The 25686-nt window shown below is 39.0% G+C and carries 28 protein-coding genes; all 28 read right to left on the bottom strand.

Annotated elements, in window-relative coordinates; translation table 11 throughout:
* Positions 1-32: 32 nt before the first annotated feature.
* Positions 33-524 (bottom strand): CinA family protein, encoded by a 492-nt coding sequence (locus tag cpu_RS08315; RefSeq protein WP_075859562.1) that lies wholly within the window; start codon positions 522-524, stop codon positions 33-35.
* Positions 517-1833: a 30S ribosomal protein S12 methylthiotransferase RimO gene (rimO, locus tag cpu_RS08310; RefSeq protein WP_075859561.1), complete on the bottom strand. Its 1317-nt coding sequence runs from the start codon at positions 1831-1833 to the stop codon at positions 517-519. The genes cpu_RS08315 and rimO overlap by 8 nt, the downstream gene beginning before the upstream one ends.
* A gap of 13 nt (positions 1834-1846) precedes the next feature.
* Positions 1847-2536, bottom strand: coding sequence for a helix-turn-helix domain-containing protein (locus tag cpu_RS08305; protein WP_075859560.1), 690 nt, complete (start codon positions 2534-2536; stop codon positions 1847-1849).
* Positions 2533-3573: a tRNA 2-selenouridine(34) synthase MnmH gene (gene mnmH, locus cpu_RS08300; protein ID WP_075859559.1), complete on the bottom strand. Its 1041-nt coding sequence runs from the start codon at positions 3571-3573 to the stop codon at positions 2533-2535. Before mnmH ends, cpu_RS08305 begins: the two co-directional genes overlap by 4 nt.
* A 96-nt stretch (positions 3574-3669) precedes the next feature.
* Entirely contained in the window at positions 3670-5037 is a 1368-nt protein-coding gene (gene ypeB, locus cpu_RS08295; RefSeq protein WP_075859558.1) for a germination protein YpeB, read from the bottom strand.
* A 4-nt stretch (positions 5038-5041) separates the two neighbouring features.
* A complete protein-coding gene (locus cpu_RS08290) occupies positions 5042-5518 on the bottom strand; it encodes a cell wall hydrolase (RefSeq protein WP_075859557.1) in 477 nt (158 codons plus the stop codon).
* 79 nt (positions 5519-5597) lie between these two features.
* Positions 5598-7820 (bottom strand): FtsK/SpoIIIE family DNA translocase, encoded by a 2223-nt coding sequence (locus tag cpu_RS08285; protein WP_075859556.1) that lies wholly within the window; start codon positions 7818-7820, stop codon positions 5598-5600.
* A 24-nt stretch (positions 7821-7844) separates the two neighbouring features.
* A complete protein-coding gene (locus cpu_RS08280) occupies positions 7845-8630 on the bottom strand; it encodes an undecaprenyl-diphosphate phosphatase (protein ID WP_075859555.1) in 786 nt (261 codons plus the stop codon).
* Positions 8631-8643: 13 nt separating this feature from the next.
* Positions 8644-10350, bottom strand: coding sequence for a ribonuclease J (locus cpu_RS08275; RefSeq protein WP_075859554.1), 1707 nt, complete (start codon positions 10348-10350; stop codon positions 8644-8646).
* Between the two features lie 93 nt (positions 10351-10443).
* Positions 10444-11325: a 4-hydroxy-tetrahydrodipicolinate synthase gene (dapA, locus tag cpu_RS08270; protein WP_075859553.1), complete on the bottom strand. Its 882-nt coding sequence runs from the start codon at positions 11323-11325 to the stop codon at positions 10444-10446.
* 27 nt (positions 11326-11352) lie between these two features.
* Complete coding sequence (dapG, locus tag cpu_RS08265) at positions 11353-12585, bottom strand: aspartate kinase (protein WP_075859552.1); 1233 nt, start codon at positions 12583-12585, stop codon at positions 11353-11355.
* Positions 12578-13597 (bottom strand): aspartate-semialdehyde dehydrogenase, encoded by a 1020-nt coding sequence (locus cpu_RS08260; RefSeq protein WP_075859551.1) that lies wholly within the window; start codon positions 13595-13597, stop codon positions 12578-12580. The genes dapG and cpu_RS08260 overlap by 8 nt, the downstream gene beginning before the upstream one ends.
* A 19-nt stretch (positions 13598-13616) precedes the next feature.
* Positions 13617-14186 carry a dipicolinate synthase subunit B gene (gene dpaB, locus cpu_RS08255; protein WP_075859550.1) on the bottom strand — a complete coding sequence of 190 codons (570 nt, stop codon included), beginning with the start codon at positions 14184-14186 and terminating at the stop codon, positions 13617-13619.
* Complete coding sequence (gene dpaA, locus cpu_RS08250; RefSeq protein WP_075859549.1) at positions 14179-15090, bottom strand: dipicolinic acid synthetase subunit A; 912 nt, start codon at positions 15088-15090, stop codon at positions 14179-14181. The genes dpaB and dpaA overlap by 8 nt, the downstream gene beginning before the upstream one ends.
* Positions 15091-15164: 74 nt before the next feature.
* On the bottom strand, positions 15165-15956 hold the full coding sequence (gene dapB, locus cpu_RS08245; protein WP_075859548.1) for a 4-hydroxy-tetrahydrodipicolinate reductase: 792 nt from the start codon (positions 15954-15956) through the stop codon (positions 15165-15167).
* A gap of 106 nt (positions 15957-16062) precedes the next feature.
* Positions 16063-16308, bottom strand: coding sequence for a YlmC/YmxH family sporulation protein (locus cpu_RS08240; protein ID WP_075859547.1), 246 nt, complete (start codon positions 16306-16308; stop codon positions 16063-16065).
* Positions 16265-16576, bottom strand: coding sequence for a hypothetical protein (locus cpu_RS08235; protein WP_075859546.1), 312 nt, complete (start codon positions 16574-16576; stop codon positions 16265-16267). The genes cpu_RS08240 and cpu_RS08235 overlap by 44 nt, the downstream gene beginning before the upstream one ends.
* A gap of 54 nt (positions 16577-16630) precedes the next feature.
* Positions 16631-17860, bottom strand: a complete 1230-nt coding sequence (locus tag cpu_RS08230) for a M16 family metallopeptidase (RefSeq protein WP_075859545.1) — start codon at positions 17858-17860, stop codon at positions 16631-16633.
* Between the two features lie 3 nt (positions 17861-17863).
* Positions 17864-18850 (bottom strand): D-alanyl-D-alanine carboxypeptidase family protein, encoded by a 987-nt coding sequence (locus tag cpu_RS08225; RefSeq protein WP_075859544.1) that lies wholly within the window; start codon positions 18848-18850, stop codon positions 17864-17866.
* A gap of 42 nt (positions 18851-18892) precedes the next feature.
* Positions 18893-19585, bottom strand: a complete 693-nt coding sequence (locus tag cpu_RS08220) for a polysaccharide deacetylase family protein (protein WP_075859543.1) — start codon at positions 19583-19585, stop codon at positions 18893-18895.
* A gap of 68 nt (positions 19586-19653) precedes the next feature.
* Positions 19654-19917 (bottom strand): late competence development ComFB family protein, encoded by a 264-nt coding sequence (locus tag cpu_RS08215; RefSeq protein ID WP_075859542.1) that lies wholly within the window; start codon positions 19915-19917, stop codon positions 19654-19656.
* Positions 19918-19999: 82 nt separating this feature from the next.
* The gene (gene pyk, locus cpu_RS08210) at positions 20000-21751 is read right to left on the bottom strand and encodes a pyruvate kinase (protein WP_075859541.1); all 1752 of its coding nucleotides are present in this window, start codon (positions 21749-21751) and stop codon (positions 20000-20002) included.
* Between the two features lie 16 nt (positions 21752-21767).
* Complete coding sequence (gene pfkA / locus cpu_RS08205; RefSeq protein ID WP_075859540.1) at positions 21768-22730, bottom strand: 6-phosphofructokinase; 963 nt, start codon at positions 22728-22730, stop codon at positions 21768-21770.
* Positions 22730-23698 carry an acetyl-CoA carboxylase carboxyltransferase subunit alpha gene (locus cpu_RS08200; RefSeq protein ID WP_075859539.1) on the bottom strand — a complete coding sequence of 323 codons (969 nt, stop codon included), beginning with the start codon at positions 23696-23698 and terminating at the stop codon, positions 22730-22732. Before cpu_RS08200 ends, pfkA begins: the two co-directional genes overlap by 1 nt.
* 1 nt (position 23699) lies before the next feature.
* A complete protein-coding gene (accD, locus tag cpu_RS08195) occupies positions 23700-24554 on the bottom strand; it encodes an acetyl-CoA carboxylase, carboxyltransferase subunit beta (protein ID WP_075859538.1) in 855 nt (284 codons plus the stop codon).
* Between the two features lie 12 nt (positions 24555-24566).
* A complete protein-coding gene (locus cpu_RS08190) occupies positions 24567-24752 on the bottom strand; it encodes a glutamate decarboxylase (protein WP_075859537.1) in 186 nt (61 codons plus the stop codon).
* An 18-nt stretch (positions 24753-24770) separates the two neighbouring features.
* Positions 24771-24998 carry a trp RNA-binding attenuation protein MtrB gene (mtrB, locus tag cpu_RS08185; RefSeq protein ID WP_075859536.1) on the bottom strand — a complete coding sequence of 76 codons (228 nt, stop codon included), beginning with the start codon at positions 24996-24998 and terminating at the stop codon, positions 24771-24773.
* A gap of 4 nt (positions 24999-25002) precedes the next feature.
* Positions 25003-25680 carry a cation:proton antiporter regulatory subunit gene (locus tag cpu_RS08180; protein ID WP_075859535.1) on the bottom strand — a complete coding sequence of 226 codons (678 nt, stop codon included), beginning with the start codon at positions 25678-25680 and terminating at the stop codon, positions 25003-25005.
* Between the last annotated feature and the right edge of the window lie 6 nt (positions 25681-25686).

Here is a 25686-nt window from a genome sequence, read left to right as displayed (position 1 = left end):
TTTGTTCGTACTTATTATAACTTTAGGTTTATTTAATTGTCAAAACAATTTTGAATTAAAAGTTTTAAAGCTTCCTCAACCGCTTGTATTCGAATTTCTTGCCGATTGCCTTTAAATTGACACTTGGATACTTTAATCCCATTTACTGTAGCTATCCCAATGTACACAAGGCCCACAGGTTTTTCCGGAGTACCTCCCGTGGGCCCGGCAATTCCAGTAATACCCATCCCCACCGAAGTCATAAGTTTAGTTTTAATGCCTAAGGCTAATTTTTCAGCGACTTCAGGACTTACAGCTCCTTTTTCCGTAATAATCTCCTTATTTACCTCTGTTAAAATTTCTTTAGCTAAATTCGCATACACCACCGCTCCGCCGTAGTAGTACTTGGAACTTCCGGAAATAGAGGTAAGCACAGCACCTAATAGTCCACCGGTACACGATTCAGCAGTAGCTAAAGTTAACTTATTAGCAATAAATAACTTTTGCACCAAAAGAGCCTGGGAGAGAAGTTTATCGTTAAACACCGGTATACTCCCCCTTTAAATCATAAACGTCATAGCCGGTAATCAGCGCTTCAATAATCTGCCCTTTTCTTAATTTTTTGGCCGATTTTATTTCAATTATTCCGTCAATTTCTGGAGCATCCATATAAGTTCGACCAAGATAAATATTTTCCCCTCTTAACTTTTTTTCAACAATGGTAGGAACCTTTTTCCCCACTAAGGCTTTATTTAACTGAATGGAAATTTCTTGCTGAATTTCCATAATTTTCTGATGCCGTTGTTCTTTTATCTTTTTAGAAACTTGGTCGGTCATTTTTGCAGCTGGTGTACCTTTTTCCCGGTAATAAGGGAAAACACCTAGGCGGTTAAATTTAAACTTTTTAATAAAATCTAAGAGATAGTGGAACTGCTCTTCCGTCTCTCCAGGAAATCCCACTATAAAAGTAGTCCTTAAGACAAGACCTGGAATTTCAGCCCGTAACGTTTCCAAAAGGGTAATCGTTTTTTCACTGCTTCCGCGCCGCCCCATCTTCTTTAATATTTCCGGGTTAATGTGTTGTAAAGGAATATCCAAGTATTTTACCACTTTAGGATTTTCTTTTATTTCATTTATTAACTCCGGGGTAATTTTATCGGGATAAAGATACATCAGGCGTATCCAAAAGTTTCCCCGAAGCTTTGAGATATTTTTTATTAGTTCAACTAATTTGTATTCTCCATAAAGGTCTATTCCATAAGAAGTAGTGTCCTGAGCCACCAGTATAATTTCCCGAGCTCCTTGGCGTAAAACCTCTTTAACCTCAGCCACAATATCTTCCATTGGTCTACTAATAAATCTTCCCCGAATAGCAGGGATGGTGCAGTAAGTACAGCGATTATCACAGCCATCGGCAATTTTAATATAGCGAAACACATCATCAGTCTTAGCCCGGGGGCTATGTTCTAAGTTAATAAATCCCGGTTCACTGATAATTAATTTTTTTTTCTTATCTAAATTATCCAATATTTCCTCCAAACGGCCAATTTCCCCGGGAGTAAAAAACAAATCTACCTCAGGAATATGCTTTGCCAGCTCTTTTCCTTCCCTTTGTACCAAACAGCCAGCCACCAGTAATTTTTGTCCTTGTTTCTTGTTAGTGCCAAGGGCTAATATCTCATCAATACTTTCTTCAACAGCAGCAGAAATAAAACCACAGGTATTTACTAATAAAAGGTCACTTTCTTCGGGAGTTTTTGCCTGCCTATATCCTTTTCGTTCAAGGATTCCCATCATTACTTCGCTATCAGCCTGGTTTTTAGTGCAACCTAAGGAAACAATATAGTATTTCAACCTTTTTCACCTCTTAATATTTAATCTTAACTACTTGCCCCTTTTTGCCAGGAGCTCCATACGTAACGCCATTTACTGTGACAATAACGGCGCCTGCATTACCGTATTTTATGGTAAGGGTTTTATTACTGGCAAATTGTTTCTGCTCCGGAGGATTTATTTTACCGGAAAATAAAACTTGATTATCTTCTTTAACTTCCAACCAGCAGGGGCCATAAACCGCTGCAACCGTTACAGTTTTTTTATTCGATACTACTTGCGGTACTTGTTTAGATGGTTTTTTGTAAACTTTGGGGGTGACTGAAGACTTTGGTGGAGGTATCAATTCTTTATTGGTTTTTTTACTAGAAAGGGCTAAGTAAATACCACTTAGTAAAACCCCAAACGCCAGAAGAACAATGAAAAGGGCCAGAGGAAAAGAGGTTTTATTCTTTCGACTTTCCGAAACGTTTGGCGGGAGTAAAATTCCCTGGGGCTCAGTTTTTTCGGGGGACAGAGGTAAATCCTCCTCAGCAATCTCCACCCCTAAAAATCGGGCATAACTTTTAAGAAAAGGTTTTACATAAGCTTTTCCCGGAAGTTCGTCAAACTTTTCTTCTTCAAGGGCCTGCAAATATTTACTACGGATTTTAATTTCATTTTCTACATCTTTAAGAGAAAGGCCTAATTGTTCTCGACGACTTTTTAATTTTTCCCCAATCATTTAAGGTCCCTCCCAGTAAATTCTCCCCAATACTCAGATATTCCCGCAACTAATTCATCAATATCATTACCGGAAATAACCTTTTTTATATTTCGGAGATAAGCGGTAGATTTTTTATAAAGGGGGTCATAATACTCCCGCAATAAGGTTTTTGTAAATTCATAAAACCGTCCTTTTTTTAAATCTTCAGAAAGGCTTTCAACCTTTGCCCGCCCTAAATAAACAGTTATACTTTGTAAGGATTCTAAAAAATATTTAATATCTATTTTATCCACTTGGTAATCCCGTAAAAGATTTTTTATTCTCTGTTCTTCCGGTAATTCCAAAAGAATTACCGGTGCCTCTTGCATCCTTTGAAACAATTCTTTGGGTAAGAAAAGCTTGCCAATTTTCCGGCTTTCTCCTTCCACCAAAAAAGGAAACCCCTTTAACTCTTTTAAAACATCATACAGCATTGATTCAAAGCGCTTTTGGGATGGCTGTGGCAAAAGCCCCAGGTGACCGAAAACCGATCCCCGGTGGCTGGCAAGCTGCTCTAAATTTAAAACCGGTAAGCCCTTTTCAGCCAATTTTTTTAAAATTAACGTTTTCCCCACCCCGGTCATACCATAAAGAACAACCGGAAACAGTGTTTTGGCTGTTTCAAAAAAACGTACAACTTCCTGGCGATAGCTCTTATACCCACCTTCCAAGCGATAAACATATATATCCACCAGCCGCAAAATTTCAGTAAAAACTAAACTTCTTAATCCTCCCCGCCAACAATAAACAACTATGTCGCCTTTCTCTTTATATGCCAGGATTTCTTTGACTAACCGGGGAAGTTTAGGCGAAAGAAAATTTAAACCTGCTAGTTTGGCTTGACTTACTCCTTCGTATTTATAAATTTTTCCAATTATTTCCCTTTCTTGATCACTAAAAAGCGGCAGATTAATTGCCCCTTCAATATGGTCTTCAGCATATTCTCTGGGAGAACGGATATCAATAAAGATTGGATTTTTTAAATTTTGAGCATCAGCAAAAGTTATATTTTTCAAAGTTTATCACCCAAATTTCTAAAGTCTCGATTAAGTATAACACTGAGAAATTTTATGGTCAATAATAAAAAACCGGGCCTTTGCCCGGAAGAAGGTTCATTCATATTTAAATACAGCTTCAGCCTCTTTAGAAGGAGTAAGTTTTATTTCTTTTAGGCGGACTATTTTCTCTTCTTTGCCCGTTTCAGTATTTACATAAATTAAATATTTTTCGCCTAACAGTTTTCCTAAAAACTCGTAGGTTAGGGTTTCTTGATTGCGGTCGTTTAAGATTACTGCTTTTCGTATTCTTAAAATTTTTAGCCCCTGGTTGATATTTTTCTTTGCACGTTCCTCATTTAAAAGTAGTTTGTTTAAGGGACGCGGACGATCATACAAATAGTACTGAGTTCCTTCAAAAGCAGTTATATCGCCTTTATCCATGCCCACTTTTACTTTTATAACTTTTGGATAATAGATAATATCATCGACTTTACTTGCAAAAGTAATACTAACTTCATTATCTAGTCTATCAACTTCGGTAGCTTCTAAATTTCGAAAACCTTTACTCCTAAGATATGCTTTAGCTCGACTCACGCACTCTGCAACCGAAAAAGTAGGTTTTTTGGTGGGTCTAGTAGTTAAAAAGCTTAAAACCTTACCCCCATTCACGGAAACATTATAATAACTTCTGGTTTTGGATCGCCTATCGATTACTTCATACAAATAAGAAGAAACAAGCCCATTTACTTTAGTTACTGGAATGATTACCTTACCAACAACCCCTTGACCTAAATAGGCCTTGACATTTTTTTGGGCATCAATCATGGAAACTGGTTTACCTGGTATACCCAAAGAATACGGATTGACATTCACAAAATCTCCTTCATAGGCTACTTTCTTATTTCTTAAATCAACTACCCCATTTTCTATATTTCTTAATGCTGTCACAATTTCTTTAGGCATCAAATCTTCCCGCACAGAGTAAAGTTTTGTTTCCTTTGTTATCATTATTGGTTGATTTTTTAAGCTATCAAGAGCATTTTCTAAGTTTTGATTGATCTTTTTTAGTTCCTGGTAATACTTTTCTAGAGTTTTTCTTTCCTCTGCACTTAATGATTTTCCTTCAGTATCTTTTATGGCTACGGTATAGGTAAAATCGCCAAGCTGGTTGTAAAATGCTTTGGTTTTTTCTAGGGAAAAGGTAGTAACCGGTAATTGTCCTAAATCCTCCACCACGGCATAAGCTTGACGCCAACCTTTAGCGGCTTGCTTTAAATTTTGTTGGAGCGACATTGAGACCAGGGTTTTTCCAATCTGGGCTTCCAAAGTCTTACTGTGCCCGTAAATTTCCTCAAAAGCTCGCCGGTACAGACTATTAAGTTCCCAATAAAGACGATTCTTCTTTTGGCTTTGATCATAGCCCCAAATAAATAAACCCAATAGCAACAAACTTCCTACTATAATGGCAATGGTCCTTTTCATTTCCTCATCTCCCAAAAACATGTTTTCCAATCCTTGCAATAATTTTTCGAGACCATATCCACCGGGAAACCTTTTTAGCAGGGTTCCAGAAAAATAGGGCACCATAAGTAGGATCCCAACCATGTAGAGCATCATAGGCTGCTTTAATACTTTCTCGCGAAGGAAGTAGGGACCAGAAGCGACCATTGGAAACCGATTCAAAGGCCCCGGGCTGAAAAATCACTCCAGCAACAGTGTTGGGAAAACCTGGATGTCGTACCCGATTTAAAACAACTGCAGCAACCGCAACCTTTCCCGCATACGGTTCCGCTTCCGCTTCCGCCCGAATAAGGCGTGCTAGGAGGTAAATATCACTAATTCCGGAATAAGTATAAACTTTAGGTCTTGCAGCCATAACCTGACTGTAGTGATGAAATACCATACCAGATAAAAAAATAACCATTACCAATAATGCTACTAGTTTTAATTTTACTTTTTGCATTTTCTCACCACCCGTATTCTTAGTTTTCTTCTTTTGAAGAAAGTTTATACAAAAAAAAGACCTTTAAAGTTTTTTTCCTTTAAAGGTCCTTAAACATTTCCCTAAATTGTTCGTAAGAAATTAATACAGCCCGCGGCTTACTTCCTTCATAACCCCCAACAATTCCTTTTCTTTCCATTTGGTCAATTAAGCGAGCTGCCCGTGCATAACCAATCCTAAGACGTCTTTGAAGCAAAGATATAGAAGCCTGTCCAGCTTCCATGACAATTTTTACCGCCTGAGGCAATAACTCATCATCTTCTAACTGCGCATCTTCTTCCTCTAGTTCCGTTTCTTGCTCAAACTCTGAAGAAAATTCAGGATCACCTTGCTTTTTCCAGAATTCCACCACCGTTTCCACTTCTTTATCAGTCATAAATGCCCCCTGAATGCGAATTGGTTTAGACGCGCCAACTGGGAAAAAGAGCATATCTCCTTTACCTAAAAGCTTTTCGGCCCCGGCCATATCAAGGATAGTTCGTGAGTCCGTCTGAGACGATACCGCAAAAGAAATTCGCGAAGGAATATTGGCTTTAATTAAGCCAGTAATCACATCTACCGATGGTCGTTGGGTAGCCACCACCAGGTGCATACCAGCAGCTCGAGCCATTTGAGCTAAGCGGCAAATTGAATCTTCGACCTCAGCGGGTGCTACCATCATTAAATCCGCCAATTCATCAATTATAATCACAATATACGGAAGATAGCTTAAATCTTCTCCTCCTTTGGTAAGCACAAGGCTGTTAAAACGGCTTATGTCCCTAACCCCATGTTTGGCAAAAAGCTCATAACGCCGTTCCATTTCCCGCACAGCCCAACGTAAAGATATGGAAGCTTTTTTGGCATTAGTTACTACCGGGCTAATTAAATGAGGTATCCCATTAAAAGTAACCAATTCTACCATCTTGGGGTCAATCATGAGAAATTTTACTTCCTGAGGGGTTGCCCGGAATAAAATGCTTGAAATTAATGTATTTAAGCAAACACTTTTTCCTGAACCTGTTGCTCCAGCAATCAGTAAATGGGGCATTTTTTGTAAATCCGCCACAATTGGTTTACCAGCGATGTCCTTTCCTAAAGCAAAAACCAAAGGGGAAGCCTGATTTTGAAATTCCGGAGTTTCTATTATTTCTCGTAACACCACCACATTTATCTCTTTATTGGGAACTTCAATGCCCACAGCAGCTTTACCAGGAATTGGTGCTTCAATCCGTACATCAGCAGTTGCCAATTTCAAGGCAATGTCGTCCGCTAAGCTTACAATTTTACTAACTTTTACCCCTGGGGCCGGCTGCAATTCATACCGGGTAATTGCTGGTCCACAGGAAACTTCTTTTACTGTTGCCTGAACTCCAAAGCTTTCTAGGGTTTCTTCCAGGATTTTAATATTTTCAGAAATATCCCGATTACTCTGGCTACGAGAAGATCTTGGACGGTTTAAAAGGGTTATTGGTGGAAGTTTATACTTTTCAAAATCTTTAAAACTTAATTGTTCAAAAGAATCAAATCCTTTATCGTTTTCTTTATTAAATTCTAACTTCCCTTTTTCTTCAATCGTTTCATAGCTAGGCTCTTTAATCTGTACTATAGGTTTATTTAAAGGTGGATTGGTATATTCTGGGCCAGGAAGCGGGGGCATCTCAATAATTACGGGCTTTCTATCTTGTTTTTTCGGGTTTACTGACTTTTCCTCTTCAATAAAAATCGGAACAATACTCTCAACAACAAAAGTTTTAGCTTGTTTAAGCCCTTTCCCCAGCTTTTGAATAAATTCCTTAAAGGACCAATCAAGTACTAATAATAACGCAATTAAGAGAAGAGCAATTATTAAAAGATAGGTACCAATTAACCCTAACGATTGTAAGACCCCATAGGTTAAAATAGCCCCTATTACGCCTCCCCCTTCTCCCTGCCAGGCCATTGTAAACATCGCACTTAAAGGTAGTTCTAACGAGAAAAAAATTAATAAAGCAGCTACAAAAACAAAAAAGCCTATCTCTCTTTTACCCAAATTTTTAATAGCTTTACCGAAGGAAAGTTTAAAACCTGCAGCTAAAAAAATTAAGGGTAAAAGAAAATTCCCGTGTCCTGCTAAAACGGAAAACCAATGTCTTAAAAACAGTCCAACCGAACCGGTCTTATCCGAGAAAATGCTAATTAAACCTAAAATAGCTAAAAGCATTAAAAATATTCCGGTTACTTCTCCTTTAAAATTTTTTGTGGATTTCGGCTTTTTATGATTACTCTTATTATATTTAGCCATAAAACCCCTCCAAAAAGCGGCAGGTTAAAATTTCCCTGCCGCTTGCAAAACCAGAACCACCATTCCTAAAATCCAAACATAGTAGGAAAACACTCTAAGACTACCTTTACGTAAGACCTCCAGCATAAACTTTATAGCAAAATATCCTGATACCATTGCGGCGAAAAACCCAATTATAAAGGGCATTAAGTTAATACTAGCTAAATTGGAATTTTGGGCAATAAAATCCTTTAAATCCAATACTGCAGCCCCTAAAATAGCAGGTATAGACAATAAAAAGGAAAACTTTGCTGCCCATTCCCGATTTAAGCCTCTAAGTAATGCTCCGGAAATAGTAAGCCCAGACCGGGATATTGCCGGTAAAATGGCCAGTCCCTGGGCAATTCCTATGAAAAGGGCATCAAAATAACCGGTTTGGTCTAAATTTTTTCTACCACTTTTTTGCCTCTCTGCCAGCCAAAGGATAAAACCTGTGATAATAAATTCAAATCCTAAAGTAGCGCCCGATTCAAAAAGTCGCTCAAAAAAATCCTTAAAACCAAGACCAATTAAGGCTGTAGGAATGGTACCAACAATTATTAAAAGGGGCAATCGTCCCCAGGGTTTTTTTATTATGTCCAAAATTTCCCTGCGAAAAATAATTAACAGGGGGACTAACGTTCCTAGATGTACTAAAATATCAAAAAGCAATACATTTTCTTTTAAACCAAAGAGTTTTTGCAATAATACTAAATGACCAGAACTGGAAACCGGCAGATACTCGGTTAAGCCCTGAACCAGTCCTAAAATAAATGCTTCAAAAGTAGTCAATTTCCTCTCCCCTTTAAATTTCCATTATGATAGGTAAAATCATTGGTCGGCGACGGGTTTTTTCAAACAAATACTTACCAAGAGCATCCCGTACCTGACTTTTGATGGCTGACCACTCTAAAAGTCCGTGGTTAAAACATCTTTCCAGAGCTTCAGTTACCTTTTGTTTTGCTTCATCAATTAACTGTTCCGATTCCCGAACATAAACAAATCCCCGTGTTACAATATCCGGACCGGCTACAATATCTCCGGACTCCCGGTTTAAAGTAAGGACAACAATAATAATTCCATCCTGGGCCAGCTGTTTTCGGTCCCTTAACACAATATTCCCCACATCCCCCACTCCGAGTCCATCAACCAATACCCGGCCGGCCGGTACTTTTCCAGCAAGGCGTCCGGATTTTTTCGTGAATTCCAAAACCTGACCGTTCTCCACCACAAAAATATTGTGGGGCTTTATTCCAAGCTCCCGGGCAATTTCCGCATGTTTAATTAAATGCCTAAATTCTCCATGGATTGGTACAAAGTATTTGGGCTTTAAAAGGTTAATCATTATCTTTAATTCTTCTTGGCTGGGGTGACCGGAGACGTGGATTCCTGAAACCGCTTCATAAATCACTTTTGCTCCCAGTTTAAACAACTGATCAATAATTCTGGCTACTAACTTTTCATTTCCCGGAATTGGCATAGCAGAAATAATTACCGTATCTCCAGCCACAATCTCTACTTGCCGGTGTTCAGACATCGCCATCCTGGTAAGAGCTGACATGGGCTCTCCCTGACTTCCGGTAGTTAAAATAACTACCTGTTTATGCGGATAGCGGTTAATTTCGTCTAAATCAATTAATAAACCATCAGGGATATCTAAGTAACCCAACTCATTGGCAATCTCCACTACGTTCACCATACTGCGGCCAACAATTGCAACTTTCCTTTTAAATTTATGGGCGGTATAAATTGCTTGTTGCAAACGGTGAACATTAGAAGCAAAGGTAGCAATGATTATCCTTCCTTCAGCAACCCTGAAAGTTTCTTCAAACGTATTACCTACCGTTTTTTCCGATAAGGTAAAGCCGGGTCTTTCAGCGTTGGTACTATCCGACATTAAAACTAAAACACCTTTTTCCCCAAGCTCCGCCAGCTTATAAAAATCAGTAACTTTTCCATCGACCGGAGTTGGATCTAGTTTAAAATCTCCCGTATGTACTATAGTGCCCACCGGGGTATGAACCGCAATCCCGACAGTATCCGGTATACTATGAGATACTTTAATAAACTCAATTTTAAATGGGCCAATATTTAAGACATCCCGCGGTGCAACTACATTTAAGCTAGCCCGGGCTATGCCGGCCTCCTTTAACTTAGCATTTAAAAGCCCTAGTGTAAGCCTCGTTCCATATACCGGTACGTCAAATTGTTTCAAAAAATAAGGCATACCGCCAATGTGGTCTTCATGTCCATGGGTTAAAAGAACAGCTTTTACCTTATCCTTGTTTTCCAAAAGATAGGACATATCAGGGATAACCATGTCAATGCCTAAAAGTTCCTCTTCGGGAAACATTAACCCAACGTCAATTACAATGATGGTGTCATGGTATTTAATCACCATCATGTTTTTCCCGATTTCACCAAGGCCTCCTAATGGTATAATTTGTAGTTTTCCATCTTTAATTGGAAATACACCTCCCGTTAATTTATTATTTATATATAAACCGCCCATTTGTTAGCTTTTTACAATCTAATGTAATTATAAAAAATAAAAAAGGGAAGGACAAGTGAAAATAGCCTTCCCTGCGGCTTTTTTCTTTTAAATTTATAACAAATTACTATCTTTCAATTGTCTTACCAATTCTTCTTTTTCCTCCTCATTCATTTCAACCAGTGGTAGTCTAAAACCGCCCACTTTATGTCCCATTAAATTTAAAGCTGTTTTTACCGGTACAGGATTGGTAGTAATAAACAATACTTTCATTAAGGGGTAGAGTTCCTGGTGGAGACGTGCCGCCAGCGAAACATTCCCTAAGAGATACTGATCAATCATTTCTTTAATCTTTGGACCTACCAAATGGCTTGCTACACTTACAACTCCATATCCCCCTACTGCCAAGATTGGCAAGGTTAAACTATCATCTCCTGAGAATACTTTTACCCGTTCGGGCAATAGTCTTACAAGCTCAGTAGCTTGTTCTAAGCTTCCTGCAGCTTCTTTAACAGCCATTACATTCTCAATTTCAGCAATTTTTGCCATGGTTTTGGGTAGAATATTAACCCCCGTCCGGCCGGGAACATTGTAAATCATCACGGGAAGGCTGGTGGATTTAGCGATTGCCTGAAAATGCTCCACAAGTCCATTTTGAGACGGCTTGTTATAATACGGTGCTACTAACATTACCCCATCTACACCAGCTTTTTCAGCAGCCTTGGTAAGTTTAATCGAATTTTCAGTTGCGTTAGAACCGGTACCAGCAATAACCGAAGCTTTACCTCCTACTGCCTCTACCACAGCTTTAAATAGGTCCACTTTTTCCTCAAAAGACAAAGTTGGCGACTCTCCAGTAGTCCCTGCTACCACAATTCCATCAGAACCATTTTCCACCAGGTAAGCAGCTAACTTTTGCGCTTGTTCCAGATTGACCTTTCCTTCCCGGTCAAAAGGTGTTACCATCGCCGTAAGGAGACGTCCAAACAAAGACATCGTTTCACCTTCTTTAATAAAGTTTATTTATAAGTTTAATTTAAAAGCCCGGTGAATTGCTCTTACAGCTTTTTCCATATCCTCCCCCGCCACCAAAACCCAGATCGTTGTATAAGAGTCTGTAGATTGAAGGATTTCGACTTGTTCTCGCGTTAGCGCTTCAACTATTTTCGCCATAACTCCCGGCACACCAGTCATGCCAGCACCTACCGCAGCAATTTTTGCACAGTTTCGGCGGATACGAGGATTAAAGCCCATATTTTCTAGCACTTCGATAGCCTTTTCCGTAACTTCCCCTTTAACGGTAAAAGCAAGGCCTTCAGGACTTATATTAATAAAATCCACACTAATTTCCGCTAAAGCCAGTCCTTTAAATACTTTTTGGGCTAAATTAGCAATTTCGGGTGTATCTTCCTTAAGAATCTTTATCTGGGTAACACCCGAAATATGAGCGATACCAGTAATAATTCTATCCCTGATAACTTCAATAGCTTCACCATATACTTCCGCATAGGATGTAACAAGTGTCCCTTCACCATCGGTTAAAGTAGATTTTATCCGAAGGGGAATATTTTTCTGCATTGCAATCTCCACCGCCCGGGGATGAATAACCTTGGCTCCTTCCTGGGCCAGTTGGGAAATCTCATTATAAGTAACCACATCTAATGTTTTAGCATCTTCGACAATTCTGGGATCAGCAGTTTTAATCCCTTCAACGTCAGTATAAATATCGATAAATTCGGCCCTTAATGCAACTCCTAAAGCAGCTGCAGTGGTATCGCTTCCTCCTCTTCCAAGAGTAGTAATTTCTCCATCTTCGGTAGCTCCTTGAAAACCACAAACCACCGGTATATATCCATCTTCTACCGCTTTTAATAGCTTATCGGTTTTTATTTTTAATATTGAAGCGGAAGAATAGTTATCATCGGTAATAATGCCGGCTTGCGCTCCGGTAAAAAGTTTTGCTTTATAGCCAAATTTTGCCAAAGTATTGACCATTATTACGCCGCTAATTATTTCTCCGCATGCCATTAATAAATCCGCTTCCCGGGCCGGAAGATCTCTATATACCTCATAGGCAAAGTTTAATAATGTGTCGGTAGCGTAAGGATCTCCCTTTCGCCCAATTGCCGATACTACAACTACCGGCTGATAACCGGATTCAAAAGTATTAATGATTTTTTGGGCAACTTTTTCCCGGAGTTCAGCAGTTTTTAAACTGGTACCTCCAAACTTTAAAACAATAAACTTTTTAGCCATTTTGTTTCACACACCCATACTTAATCAATAATTCAGCAATTTGTACAGCGTTGGTTGCTGCACCTTTGCGCAACTGGTCAGCTACCACCCAAAGATTTAAACCGTTGGAAATGGTATTATCTTCCCGAATTCTTCCCACATAAACTTCATCCCGGTCCGAGGCAAAAAGGGGCATTGGATATTGTTTTTCTTCTGGATTATCCACTACCCGAATCCCCGGAGCATTACTTAACAGTTCAATAGCTTTTTCCCGGGTTATTTTAACTTTCGTTTCTATGTTAATACTTTCGGAATGACTTCTAAAAACTGGTACTCTAACGGTAGTCGCAGTTACCTTTATTTCAGAATCATGCATAATTTTTTGGGTTTCAAAAACCATTTTCCACTCTTCTTTAGTATAATACAAATCCTGAAATACATCGATATGGGGGATTAAATTAAAAGCAATGGGGTATGGGAACACTTTGGGTTCAACTTCTTCTCCATTCAAATACGCCTGTACCTGATGTTTTAGCTCTTCAATTGCTTCAATCCCGGCGCCGGAAACTGCTTGATACGTAGATACTACCACCCGTTTAATCTTTCCATAATCATGAAGGGGCTTTAACGCTACAACCATCTGGATAGTAGAACAATTAGGGTTGGCAATAATACCTTTGTGGTGTTTAACATCCTCCGGGTTTACTTCCGGCACTACTAAAGGTACGTCCGGTTCTAAGCGAAAAGCACTGCTATTATCGATAACCGTTACTCCTTTTGCCGCCGCAATCCTAGCAAACTCTTTACTGGCCGAGCCACCGGCGAATAAAGCAATATCCATCCCCTCAAATATTTCTGGTGTGGTTTCCTCTACCCGATAAATTTCACCGCGAAAAGCTACTTCTTTTCCCGCAGAACGGGCGGTAGCCCCAAGCCGCAGTTTGTTTACCGGAAAGGAACGTTCCTGCAAAATTTTTAAAATTTCTCCTCCTACCGCTCCGGTAGCTCCAATTACCACAACATTATAACTCAAAATAACACCTCCAGGTCTGTTAGTATGAGATAAGAAGTGGCTGTAACTGCCTTCCATTTAGACTCTCTAAAATTGTATCCTCCAGATAATTAAGATTACTAATTAATGAATTCGGCTTATCCTTCGGATTATCCTGCCCAAAAGGAACAAAATATACATTTTTTGTGTTGAGTAACACCCCTAAATTTTTAGCATTTAAACCTAAAGCATCATTGGTTGAAATCGCTAATATTAAAGGTCTTTGATTTCTTAAATGAGCTTTGGCTGCCATTAAAACTGAAGAATCGGTAATCCCATTGGCAAGCTTAGCCATGGTATTTCCCGTACAAGGAGCAATAACAAGAACATCAAAAAGTTTTTGCGGCCCCACCGGTTCTGCCTCAGTAATAGTTTTTATACCTTTTTTACCGGTAATTTCTTCAATCCTTTTTATAAATTCCTGCCCATTTCCAAAGCGGGACACAGTGTTTTGTACGTTTTCTGAAAAAATAGGAGTTAGATCAAATTTTTTCGTTAACTTATCAATTACTTCCAGTAAGCCAGGTAAAGTACAGTGCGACCCGGTAAAAGCGAAGCCCACTTTAATCATCGCTATCCCTCCAACCCCGCATTTTCCTGTGTTTTACGATTAAATCCGGCAAAACTTTGGCTAGTAATTTTCCTGCAGTTTTGGGTGCTACTTTTCCGGGAAGCCCCGGAGCCAAAACTGCCTGGATTCCAAGAGATTTTGCCGCCTCAAAATCGACTCCACCGGGATTGGAGGCAAGATCAATTACTACTACATCTTTTTTTAACTTTTTAAGTAAATCCGCTGGTAAGACCAAGGAAGGCACAGTATTAAAGACAATGTCAGCCTGAGATATTTTCGCGTCCAGCTCTTTAAAACTCACAGGTACAAACCTTTGCTCATAAATTCGGGCCAAATCCCTGGGTTTCCGAGCAACAACATAAACTTGTGCCCCTATACCCGCCAGCATCCGTGCTAAAGTTTGCCCGGTACGGCCAAAACCCAGGACAAAGGCATTACTTCCATGGATGGTTATCGGAACCATTTCCATGGCCATTTGAATAGCCCCTTCCGCCGAAGGAATAGAATTATAAATTGCTACATGGTCCATTTCGGCTATTTCTACAAGTTCTACCCCAAGATCAGCAGCCAGTTGTTTTAAATAATGGTTGGCAAAGCCAACTATGAATAAAACTCCTTCTTTTAGACTTTTTTTTATTTCCGGTGTTAAATAATAACTCTCTTCTGAAAGGGGTGCAAATAATTTGCCCTGGTTATTTACTCCAGGCATGGGCAAAATCACAGCGTCAACATTAAAAACTGCTTCAGCGAGCGAATTACATAAAAGTACCCTGGGCTTACAGGATACCGGTAATCCAAGGACTTTAAGGAAAGCCCCTTGTTCCTCCAGCTCCTCAATTAAATAGACATTCCGGAGATCTCCTCCAAGGACAGCAAGATTAAAGCCTAATAATACCTGCTCCATCGCTCCAACCCCCAGTGGAAAAAGCTACTAGCAGTATATGACGAGGGGCATTGAAGCGGTGCTTGTCCTATCAACTAGAACAATAAGCTTTCTAAACCATAAACAAATTTATCCAATTCAAAAACCTTTTTTAAAGCAAATAAGATGCCATCCAGGTAACTTTCCCGGGAATAAACATCATGTCTTATGGATAAACTTTGACCCCTGCCGCCAAAAATAACCTCCTGGTGGGCAAGTAGGCCAGGAAGTCGAACACTATGAATTTTTACTCCTTCAAAATCACCTCCCCGACTCCCAGAAATTTTTATTTCTTCGGTAATCGGTTTTGGCCTATTTTCTCTTTTCGAAACAATAGCTTGAGCAGTTTTAATGGCGGTTCCCGACGGTGCATCAACTTTTAAATTGTGATGATATTCAATTATTTCGACATCGGCAAAATACTTTACCGCTATTTCGGAAAGCTTTATCATTAAAAGAGCACCAATGGTAAAATTTGGTGCCAAAATACAACCAACTTGATTTTTGTTAGCTTTTTCCTCAATTTTTTGAAGTTGTTCGGGAGAAAAACCAGTAGTACCGGAAACTACCCTAACCTTATTTTCCAGAGCTGTTAAAATATTGTTAAACGCCCCTTCTGCCCGGGAAAAATCAAGCATCACTTCAGCTTTGTTATTTAAAAGTACTTCCTTTAAATTGCTTTCAACCGCTTTTCCAAGCTTTGTTGTGCCTATGATTTCCCCCATATCCTGGCCAACCTTTACTACATCTACAAATCCCACCAGTTCATGTTCCGGTAGTAATAAGAGGTTTTTCGAAATTTCTTTTCCCATTCTACCGCATGCTCCAGATATTACTATCCGCGCCATAATATTCCTCCTTAAAATTCCGTATACTCATGTATTTTTATTTATTAAGTTTTATTTTCTCGTATAAAAGCCTTATCTGTCAAGAAAAAAAACCGGCTTTCCCGGTTTAATATGTATTATCTAATTCCACTAGGATAACCTGGCTTCCAATTAACTTTACCGCTTGCCATGGTATTTCCCGCGGCAATGATTCTTTGAAAAAGGAAAAAAATCTCCCTCCCCCGGGCATAATAATGCTAACTATTTCACCGGTTTCGGGAATGACTTGAAAATCAACTCCATCCACTACCCCCAGACGGCTTCCGTTCTTAACGTTTATAATTTCTTTCCCGGTAAGTTCTTCTAAGCGCAAGGTAAATTCCCTCCCCAATTGGTTCTAATAAAGCAAGAAAAAGGGCCACAGCTGGAAGGGATTTTACTGCCACGCCACCAAAGGTAATCTTTTCTGGAATTTTTATGCCTAAAAATTGAACTAAAGCATCGAGGCTTAAATAAATCGTACCGGCTCCAGCAAATAGTTGTTTAATTGCATTACCTAGCCCAATACCCTCTCTCTTCCCTTGCCTATTTTTTACTAAAAAAAATAAAAATATTGCTAAAATAATTAATACGGCAAGCATTTTTGTCCCCTTCCGGTTACATTGTATGCCTGCCGTATAGCTTTTAGAACAAGATTAAAAACCTTCCCAGGGACCTATCGATACCTTAGTAAAATTATCAAGATTGGAAATTTCTTGAGCCATTGCTTTTATACTATCCATAGAGACATTAAAAACTTTAGCAACGATTTCTTCTGGTGAAATAATTTTACCATGATACAAATAAGACTTTGCCAAGCGTGACATTCTTGTGGTAACGCTTTCTAAACTTAAAAGAAGGTTACCCTTTATTTGCTGACGAGCCCGTTCTAATTCTTCATCGTTAATTTTACCTGTTTTTAGTTCGTTTAGTTCCTTTTGAATTAACTCTAAGGCCTCCTCAACTTTATTGGGACCTAATCCGGCATAAATTCCAAATAAACCGGCATCTTGATAAGCAGTTGTATAGGAATAAACTGAATATACCAAACCATGTTTTTCTCTTAATTCCTGAAACAAACGTGAACTAATTCCTCCACCTAAAATAGTACTTAAAATATTTATTGCATAAATCCGATCATCAGTTAGCGAATAACCTTTTGTTCCTAGGCATAAATGTACCTGTTCGGTGTTTTTTCGGCGACTGTAGCTATGTAAATTAAATTCGGGAATGGTAATTTTATCACCTTTATGCCTTCCGCCAAGACCACCAAATAAGTCCGTGATCTTCTCTAAGAGTTCCTGGTAATCAACCCTTCCAGCAACCGCAATGATTAAATTGTCTGGAGTATAGTGTCTTTTATAGTAATCCAGTATCTTATCGCGGTTAAAGCTTTCAATATCCTTTATTTCTCCTAAAATCGGTCGTCCTAGAGGATGATTATTCCACATAACCTCTGTTAAAAGATCGTGAATTAATTCATCGGGGGCATCTTCATACATTCTTACTTCTTCAATTACCACATTTTTTTCTTTTTCTATATCTTCTTCAGCAAATTTTGAATTAAATACCATGTCGTAAAGAATCTCCAAGGCAAGATTTGTATGTTCGTCTAAAACCCGGGCGTAATAACAGGTATATTCTTTGGTAGTAAACGCATTTAACTGGCCGCCCACCTGATCTAAAGATTCAGCTATTTCCCGGGCGGTACGATTTGCTGTACCTTTAAACATCATGTGTTCAATAAAGTGCGAAATTCCACTCTCGTCCCGCCGTTCATTTCTTGAACCAACTTTAAACCACAAACCTACCGCAGCTGAGCGAACATAAGGGATTTCTTCTACCAAAACAGTAATTTTATTAGGTAACGTGGTGACCCGAATCATGTTTTACCTCCATGGTTTTTCTTTTTGTAAAAATTGTTCCTGCAAAAATTGTCCATTTACATAAAACAACGCCCGCCTGCCGGCATTACCTTCCATAACTATCATCTGGATTTTTTCTTGATTTCCTTTCCAGGATAATATTTTAACGTCTTTTGTCAAAACCCACCAGGCATTTTCCTTAAAATATATTTTTTGTCCTTTTTTCAACAAGATTTTTTCGGTAAATTTTTCATCGCTTGTTAAAAAAGTCTGATACATTGCGTTAAACCTATCGGGACAATTTAAAACTGTACCAATTATAAAATATTTTCCCTGCCAGGCCCCAACCAAGCACTTTCCTGCCTCACTGGTGGTACCGGTTTTTACACCAATAACGCGGTGGTCTTTTCTTAAAAGTCGGTTTGTATTATGAAAAATTCTTTTTTTAATACCACTTTTTGTCTCGTATTGTTCGGTCTTACATATATTGGCGAATTCTTTTTTCGTTAAAGCATAATAAGTTAATAAACTTAAATCTTTAGCTGAAATCTCATGGCCCGGACTGGAAAGGCCGGAAGGATTTTTAAAATTAGCAGTAACTAAACCCATTTGTCTTAAATAATAATTTAATATTAACATAAAATTTCCCTTTCCTACAACCCAGGCCAAAGCATTGGCTGCATCATTTCCCGATTCCAACATTAGTCCATAAATAAGATCTTTTACGGTAATTTTTTCTCCCGGCTTTAAATAAATTTTTGTTCCAGAAACCAGTACCGCTTCAGGCCTTACCTCAACTTCTAAATCCAAAGGGTATAATTCTAAGGAAGTAAGTGCAGTTGCTATTTTGGTAGTACTTGCCGGTGGGAGTGGTAAATCTTGATTTTTTGCCTGGATAATTTGATTAGTTGCCGGAAGAAAAAAATAATAAGCTTTTGCTTTAACTTCCCCAAAAGCAGCTAGGGGAGTAGAAAGAAGATAGAGGATTAAAAGGAAAAAACCTTTTCGCATAAAAAATCACCAATTTTATTGTTACCAAAAAAACTTTTAATATTATTCCAGTATTTCCCCTACCGTTACAATTTGATAACCTTTCCTTTTTATTATTTTAATTAATTCCGGCAAAGCTTGAAGAGTTTGGGGCATGGGATGAATTAAAATTATCGCTCCATTAGTAATATTGGGTATTACACGATAAATTATTGTATCAGGAGCTGGCTTTTGCCAGTCGATTGTATCAATACTCCATAAGATGGTTTTATAATTCAAATTTGCCGCAGCTCTTAGGACATTTTCTCCACGTTCACCATAAGGAGGAGTATAAAGCCGAGTTTTATAGCCGGTAAGTTCTTCAATAATTTTTTCAGTTTTTAAAATTTCCTCCTCATTTTCTTTAATTGAAAGTCGATCGGGATGCTTGTGTAAATACCCATGATTTCCAATTTCATGACCTGCATTATATAACATTTTTAAAATATCCGGGTTTTTTTTAGCCCATATCCCCCCAATAAAAAACGAGACTTTAACCTTCTCCCTTTCAAATATCTTTAACATCTCCGGTAAAATATCTTCTCCCCAGTAAACATTACATAAAAAAGCTACCTTTTTTTTGTCCGGATTTCCCTGATAGATAGGGTTTAGATAAGAGGTAACAAAAACCGTCTGTTTACAGAAAATACTTAACAAAAAAACAAAAGAAATAATTCCCAATATCAAAAATACCCTTTTAAAAAGAAAAATTTTCAAGTTTTCCCCTCCAATCTCTTTTTTAAAATAATTTTTATGATTAAAAACAACAAAAAAGAACCCGTCCCTTAGTGAGACGGGTTCTTTCGGACTTTTTCGATGGCTTTTAAAACTGCTGTTAAAACTTCAGTACGATCAGCCACTTTCGTAAAGTTTAACCGCGTTATTACTTCTCCCTTATCGGTAACTACGTATCTTGGCGGCAGCTGGTTTAAAGCAATAGCTTTAATATCGAGAAGGCAGCGTTCACAGGTACAAATATCTTGTTTTGGTAATATTTCCTGTAATATTTCATCTACTACTTCTTCAGTATAGTTACGCAAAATTGGCATTAAATTCACCCCACTTAAAGGTTTCCACCACCTTCTAAATTCGTCCTAAAAGAAAAAAAATCCTCCCTAAAGAGAGGATTTTTTACAAAACTTTTGCTGTCCCGCGATAAACCAATCCCCTCTGGGGATCTAAAGTAAGTTTTTCTCCATCTTTTATAATTGAAGTTGCACCATCTACCCCAACTATCACCGGAATTCCAAACTCTAAACCAGCTATAGCAGCATGAGAGGTAAGACCTCCTGCTTCTACTACTAATCCTGCCACCTTTTCAATTGCCGGCATAAAATCTCTATCAGTAGCTTCCGTTACCAGAATATCCCCCGGTTGCACATGAGCTTGGGCTTCCTTTGCGGTGTGACATACCCGGGCTATCCCGGTAGCTGCCCTGACGCCAATGCCTACTCCTTTCGCCAGAACATCCCCTGCCACGTGAACCTTTAAAAGGTTAGTAGTCCCTTTAACCCCTACAGGAACCCCAGCGGTCAACACTACTAAATCCCCGGGTTTAATTAACCCGCTCTCTAACGCCGCTTCAATAGCTTTGCTTAGCATTTCGTCAGTGGTTTCAGAGGTTTTAACCAAAAGCGGGTATACTCCCCATACCAGGGTCAACTTTCTTAGCACTTTCATATCAGGAGTTGCGGCAATCACTGGCACAACCGGTCGATAACGGGAAACCATCCGGGAGGTATAACCTGAAGAAGTTGGCGTAATAATTGCCCCCGCATCTAATTCTTCAGCAGTAGTAACACTCGCGTGACTTATAGCATCAGTAACAGTTTTAAAGGATTTAGTAGCAGGTTTATTAAGCTTCCTTTGCTCCAATAACGTCTTTTCTGCTCTTTCCACAATGCGTGCCATTGTTTTTACCGCTTCCACTGGATATTTACCAGCAGCGGTTTCTCCTGAAAGCATAACAGCATCAGTGCCATCAAAAATAGCATTAGCGACATCAGAAGCTTCCGCCCTGGTTGGACGCTTATTGCGTATCATCGAGTCCAGCATTTGAGTAGCAGTAATAACCGGTTTACCGTTTTTGTTACATTTTTCAATGATTTCTTTTTGAACCAACGGAACTTCTTCGGTGGGAATTTCCACGCCTAAATCCCCTCGAGCTACCATTATGCCATCAGAAACCTTTATGATTTCATCGATATTTTCAACACCTTCTTGGTTTTCGATCTTGGCAATTATTTCCATGTAAGCCCCTTTCTCTTCTAAATAACGGCGAAGGGCAAGCACATCGGAAGCTTTACGAACAAAAGAGTGAGCTATAAAATCTGCTCCAATTTCAATGCCAAAATCGATATCTCTCCTATCTTTTTCCGTTAAAGCCGGAAGATTAACTTTCACCCCAGGTAAATTTACCCCTTTATTATTGCTTAGCTCTCCCCCTGCAATAACCCGGGTAATTACTTTTTTTCCATCTATATCTTCAACTTTTAACTCAATTAATCCATCATCTAAAAGAATTGTTCCTCCTATCGCCACATCTTGGGCTAAACCAGGATAATTTACTGGAATGGTTAAGCCTTGTCCCTCGGCAATATTCGGATCAAAAACTACCAGCTCCCCCTCTTTTAAAGTAATTTTTCCATTATAAACCTTTCCAATCCGGATTTCCGGCCCTTTGGTATCAATTAAAATGGCAACAGGCACTCCTACTTCCAAAGAAGCTTTTCTTACCTTTTCGATTCTTTCCCTGTGTTCCTCATAACTACCATGCGCAAAATTAATCCTTGCTACATTCATTCCGGCAGTAATCATTTCTTTCAAGATATTTAGGTCATTAGAAGCAGGTCCTAGGGTACAAACAATCTTTGTCCTTTTCATTGGCTCATTCACCCCATTAGATAGATAAAATATCCGCCAGACGATAATATTCTTTGTTAATTTCCTTTTTCCCGGAAAAGGCTACATCTAAAGGCTTTAAAACATATTCCCCTTTTTCATAAGCCACCATCATTCCTGATGTATCATTTAACAAAGCATCTACCGCCAGCGCTCCCATTCGGCTTGCTAAAATTCGGTCAAACGCCGAGGGACTTCCTCCCCGTTGTATATGTCCTAAAATAGTAACCCGGGTTTCAAAACCAGTTTTTTCTTTAATCATTTCACCCAATTTAATGCCACTACCTGCACCTTCAGCAATAACAATTATACTATGAAGCTTTCCCCGCTGGTGGCTTTTAATAAGCTTTTGACAAATTTCATCAATCGAATACGGTATTTCTGGAATAATTATTGATTCGGCCCCACCGGCAATACCCGCTTCTAAAGCTATGAAACCAGCATTTCTCCCCATAACCTCAATTATGAAAGTCCGTTCATGGGAAAAAGCAGTGTCCCGGATTTTATTTATGGCATCGACTACAGTATTTACCGTCGTATCAAAACCAATGGAGTAATCCGTACCATAGATATCGTTATCAATGGTTGCAGGTATCCCAATTACTTTTACTCCAAACTCTTCATATAGTTTGAGAGCCCCTTGAAAAGAACCATCGCCTCCAATTATAACCAACCCTTCAATTCCTGCATTTAGTAAATTTTGGTAGGCTTTTTCCCGTCCTGCTCGAGTTTTAAATTCTAACGACCGGGCAGTTTTTAAAATCGTACCTCCCCGCTGGATAATGTCTCCTACACTGCCTAAAGTCATTAAATTCATTTCATTATTAATAAGACCAGCATAACCTCTCTCAATTCCATAAACCGTTAACCCGTGATATAAAGCTTTTCGAACCACTGCCCTAACCGCTGCATTCATTCCTGGTGCATCGCCGCCACTGGTTAAAACCCCGATTGCTTCCATTAGTTGCCACCTCCTTGGCTTCCACTCCCAATTGCCCGATAGCGTTGATATCTTTTAGCAAGTAATTCTTCTAGAGGAATTTCCATTAATTCTTTTATATTTTTTACTACCTCTTCTTTCACTGCTTTCAGAACAAAAGCCCGATCGCGATGCGCCCCCCCTAGGGGTTCGGCAATAATCCCATCGATTAAACCAAAATTAAGTAAATGTTCAGAAGTAAGCTTTAAAAGCTCAGAAGCTTCAGGAGCCCTTGAGGGGTCTTTCCAGAGAATTGAAGAGAAACTTTCCGGAGCAATCACTGTAAACACAGCATTTTCGAGCATTAAAATCCTATCCCCCGCTGCTAAAGCTAACGCCCCACCACTTCCACCTTCACCTATTACTACTGCTAAAACAGGAGTATTAAGACTTATTACCGTGCTTATAGCTTCCGCAATAGCTTGAAATTGACCTCTTTCTTCTGCCCCTATGCCACAAAAAGCCCCAGGAGTATCAATAAAAGTAAGTACTGGACGTTGAAATTTCTCTGCCTGTTTAAAAAGGCGAATAGCTTTACGGTAACCTTCCGGATGGGCCATACCAAAATTTCTTTGGATATTTTCCTTGGTATCTTTACCCTTTAAGTTACCAATAATAGTCACAGGAATATTCTCAATAACCCCTATTCCTCCAATAAGGGCTGGATCATCACCAAATTTTCGATCACCTTTTAGTTCTATAAAATCATCGCAAAGGTAATTTATGAAATCCCGCGTGTTAGGCCGCTCAGGATGGCGAGCTATCAAAACCCGCTGCCAAGGAGTAAGGTTTTGATAAATTTCTTTAGCTAGTTCCTGAGCTCTTGCCGCAAGCATTTCAATTTCTCTTGAAACATCAATATTTTTTTCTTCGGCAAAACGTTTTAACTCCAAAATTTTTTGTTCTAGTTCAACCAAAGGTTTTTCAAATTCAAATAAAAAATTAGCCATACTATGCCCCCAAACCGCCTTGGTTATGTAAAGCCAGAAGTTTTGCAATCACTTCTTTTAGCTTGTCACGACTTACCACCGCATCAACAAAACCATGTTGCTCTAGAAACTCCGCCCTTTGAAAACCTTCTGGAAGTTTTTGGCGAATAGTTTGTTCAATTACCCGGGGGCCAGCAAAACCAATGAGCGCACCCGGTTCAGCAAGGATAATATCCCCCAGGGCTGCAAAACTTGCTGAAACACCTCCAGTGGTCGGGTCTGTCATTACCACAAGATAAAAAATCCTTTCAGCATTTAAACGATTTACCAGTTGAACAGTTTTTGCCATTTGCAACAAAGAAAAAATTCCTTCCTGCATCCGGGCTCCTCCCGATGCGGTAAAAACGATAAAAGGTAACTTTTGTTCAATTGCTTTTTCCATTGCTAAACTTATTTTTTCTCCTACCGCCGTTCCCATACTTGCCATAATAAAATTAGGATCCATGACCGCTATTACAGCTTTAGTCCCATTAATCCGACCTATTCCTGTAACCACTGCTTCAGTAAGTCCAGTTTTTTCTCGAGCTTCGGCTAACTTTTCTTCATACCCAGGAAAACCTAAAGGATTAGAACCCAGTACACCCCGGCCAAATTCCACAAAGCTTCCTTCATCACAAAGAAAATTAATCCGCTCATAAGCAGTAATTTTAAAATGATATCCACATTTAGGACAAACCTTTAAATTTTTTTCTAATTCTTTATTAAAGATAATTTCTCCACAACCCGGACATTTTTGCCATAGTCCATCGGGAATTTCCCGGGAAGGAGTTTCTGGTTTCACGATAACGTACTTTGATTTTTTAAAAAAATCAAACATAGCAAAACTCCTTTACAATTCATTTAATATTTCCATAGCTTCTTCCACTTCCGCTTCTGGAACCATAACCTCAAAGGTAGAATTTTCTGTATCAATGCCTATAGGTTTAATTTTAACTAAAAACCCTTCTCTAGTTAAAATTTCCTGCACTCTCAATGCATCTTTTTTATTTGGTGCAATATAAACTACTGTCCACATATTATTCCCTCCGGCAACCTACTCGTTGGTTACTAAGCCATGTTTCGTGTAAATTTCAGCCTTGCCCCTAATTTTTATAGCCGAAGTATGTTCTGTAAACTGAGCTACCATTACTTCACCTTTATCAAGCTTTTCCGTATGGTGAAATTTAGTATCTTTTCCTCTAGTTAACCCCATAATGGTTACCCCGTTTTCCAAGGCTTTAACAACAATATATTCCGCATTAATCGCCGAATTCTCACTCATCGCTTCACTCTCCTTTATTTAAAATTGACTGTTGTAATAAACAATTTTTAATACTTTCGGTTTTGCCATAAACAATTAATTTATCCCCGGCTTCTAACACTTCTTTGCCCCGGGGAGAATGAATGAAACTGTTTCCCCGTTCAATGGCCATTATAAATATACCTTTATCTCTAATTTTACTGTCGGCAATACTCTGCCCAACCAAAGGAGCTTCGGGGTGGAGAACAAACTCCGCCACACCGTACTCATCGGAAAGCCTTAAAACTTCCCAAATAGGATGATGATGAAGAAAAGATTTTTTTATTTGCTTTTCCAAACTCTTTTCCAAAAGATTCACTAAATAACGATTAGAAACTAACAAAAACCCTCCTACAAAAATTGAACCGGCAATTAACACCTGATGCGGTGTAATTTTTCTCGTCCAGGAACCAAACACTGAACCAACCACTGTAGCCATCCCCAAGTAGCTTAGCACCATTAGAACTGAAATCACCTTGCGCCTTATGGGGTGCTGGGTAATTAATTCCGATTCCCTGGTGGTAAACCCCACGGAAGTTAAAGCGGATAAAGCCTGAAAACGGGCTTTGCCCATATCCAGCCCTGTAGATTTTAAAATAATTGCTGCAATTTCCACAATCAACACCATTAAGTAAAAGGTTAAAACTAAAATGATAAGGCTCATGCCACC

The organism is Carboxydothermus pertinax, assembly GCF_001950255.1.
Classification (GTDB): Bacteria; Bacillota; Z-2901; order Carboxydothermales; family Carboxydothermaceae; genus Carboxydothermus; species Carboxydothermus pertinax.
The sequence above is the reverse complement of the archived record's forward strand: the minus strand, read 5'-3'. Positions and strand labels throughout refer to the sequence as shown.

What these genes read in the sequence shown, in the direction of transcription:
- cpu_RS08305 (WP_075859560.1), bottom strand. Translation starts at nt 2,536, where the DNA reads ATGATTGGGGAAAAATTAAAAAGTCGTCGAGAACAATTAGGCCTTTCT.
- cpu_RS08190 (WP_075859537.1), bottom strand. Translation starts at nt 24,752, where the DNA reads ATGTGGACAGTAGTTTATATTGCACCAAATAAAAAAGATGCATTGAGA.
- cpu_RS08200 (WP_075859539.1), bottom strand. Translation starts at nt 23,698, where the DNA reads ATGGCTAATTTTTTATTTGAATTTGAAAAACCTTTGGTTGAACTAGAA.
- cpu_RS08180 (WP_075859535.1), bottom strand. Translation starts at nt 25,680, where the DNA reads ATGAGCCTTATCATTTTAGTTTTAACCTTTTACTTAATGGTGTTGATT.
- pyk (WP_075859541.1), bottom strand. Translation starts at nt 21,751, where the DNA reads ATGAAAAGGACAAAGATTGTTTGTACCCTAGGACCTGCTTCTAATGAC.
- dapA (WP_075859553.1), bottom strand. Translation starts at nt 11,325, where the DNA reads ATGTCTTTGTTTGGACGTCTCCTTACGGCGATGGTAACACCTTTTGAC.
- cpu_RS08285 (WP_075859556.1), bottom strand. Translation starts at nt 7,820, where the DNA reads ATGGCTAAATATAATAAGAGTAATCATAAAAAGCCGAAATCCACAAAA.
- cpu_RS08290 (WP_075859557.1), bottom strand. Translation starts at nt 5,518, where the DNA reads ATGCAAAAAGTAAAATTAAAACTAGTAGCATTATTGGTAATGGTTATT.
- cpu_RS08215 (WP_075859542.1), bottom strand. Translation starts at nt 19,917, where the DNA reads ATGCCAATTTTGCGTAACTATACTGAAGAAGTAGTAGATGAAATATTA.
- dpaB (WP_075859550.1), bottom strand. Translation starts at nt 14,186, where the DNA reads ATGATTAAAGTGGGCTTCGCTTTTACCGGGTCGCACTGTACTTTACCT.
- cpu_RS08225 (WP_075859544.1), bottom strand. Translation starts at nt 18,850, where the DNA reads ATGCGAAAAGGTTTTTTCCTTTTAATCCTCTATCTTCTTTCTACTCCC.
- ypeB (WP_075859558.1), bottom strand. Translation starts at nt 5,037, where the DNA reads ATGAAAAGGACCATTGCCATTATAGTAGGAAGTTTGTTGCTATTGGGT.
- cpu_RS08230 (WP_075859545.1), bottom strand. Translation starts at nt 17,860, where the DNA reads ATGATTCGGGTCACCACGTTACCTAATAAAATTACTGTTTTGGTAGAA.
- dapG (WP_075859552.1), bottom strand. Translation starts at nt 12,585, where the DNA reads ATGGCTAAAAAGTTTATTGTTTTAAAGTTTGGAGGTACCAGTTTAAAA.
- cpu_RS08275 (WP_075859554.1), bottom strand. Translation starts at nt 10,350, where the DNA reads ATGGGCGGTTTATATATAAATAATAAATTAACGGGAGGTGTATTTCCA.
- dapB (WP_075859548.1), bottom strand. Translation starts at nt 15,956, where the DNA reads ATGGCGCGGATAGTAATATCTGGAGCATGCGGTAGAATGGGAAAAGAA.
- dpaA (WP_075859549.1), bottom strand. Translation starts at nt 15,090, where the DNA reads ATGGAGCAGGTATTATTAGGCTTTAATCTTGCTGTCCTTGGAGGAGAT.
- accD (WP_075859538.1), bottom strand. Translation starts at nt 24,554, where the DNA reads ATGTTTGATTTTTTTAAAAAATCAAAGTACGTTATCGTGAAACCAGAA.
- pfkA (WP_075859540.1), bottom strand. Translation starts at nt 22,730, where the DNA reads ATGGAAGCAATCGGGGTTTTAACCAGTGGCGGCGATGCACCAGGAATG.
- mtrB (WP_075859536.1), bottom strand. Translation starts at nt 24,998, where the DNA reads ATGAGTGAGAATTCGGCGATTAATGCGGAATATATTGTTGTTAAAGCC.
- cpu_RS08235 (WP_075859546.1), bottom strand. Translation starts at nt 16,576, where the DNA reads ATGCTTGCCGTATTAATTATTTTAGCAATATTTTTATTTTTTTTAGTA.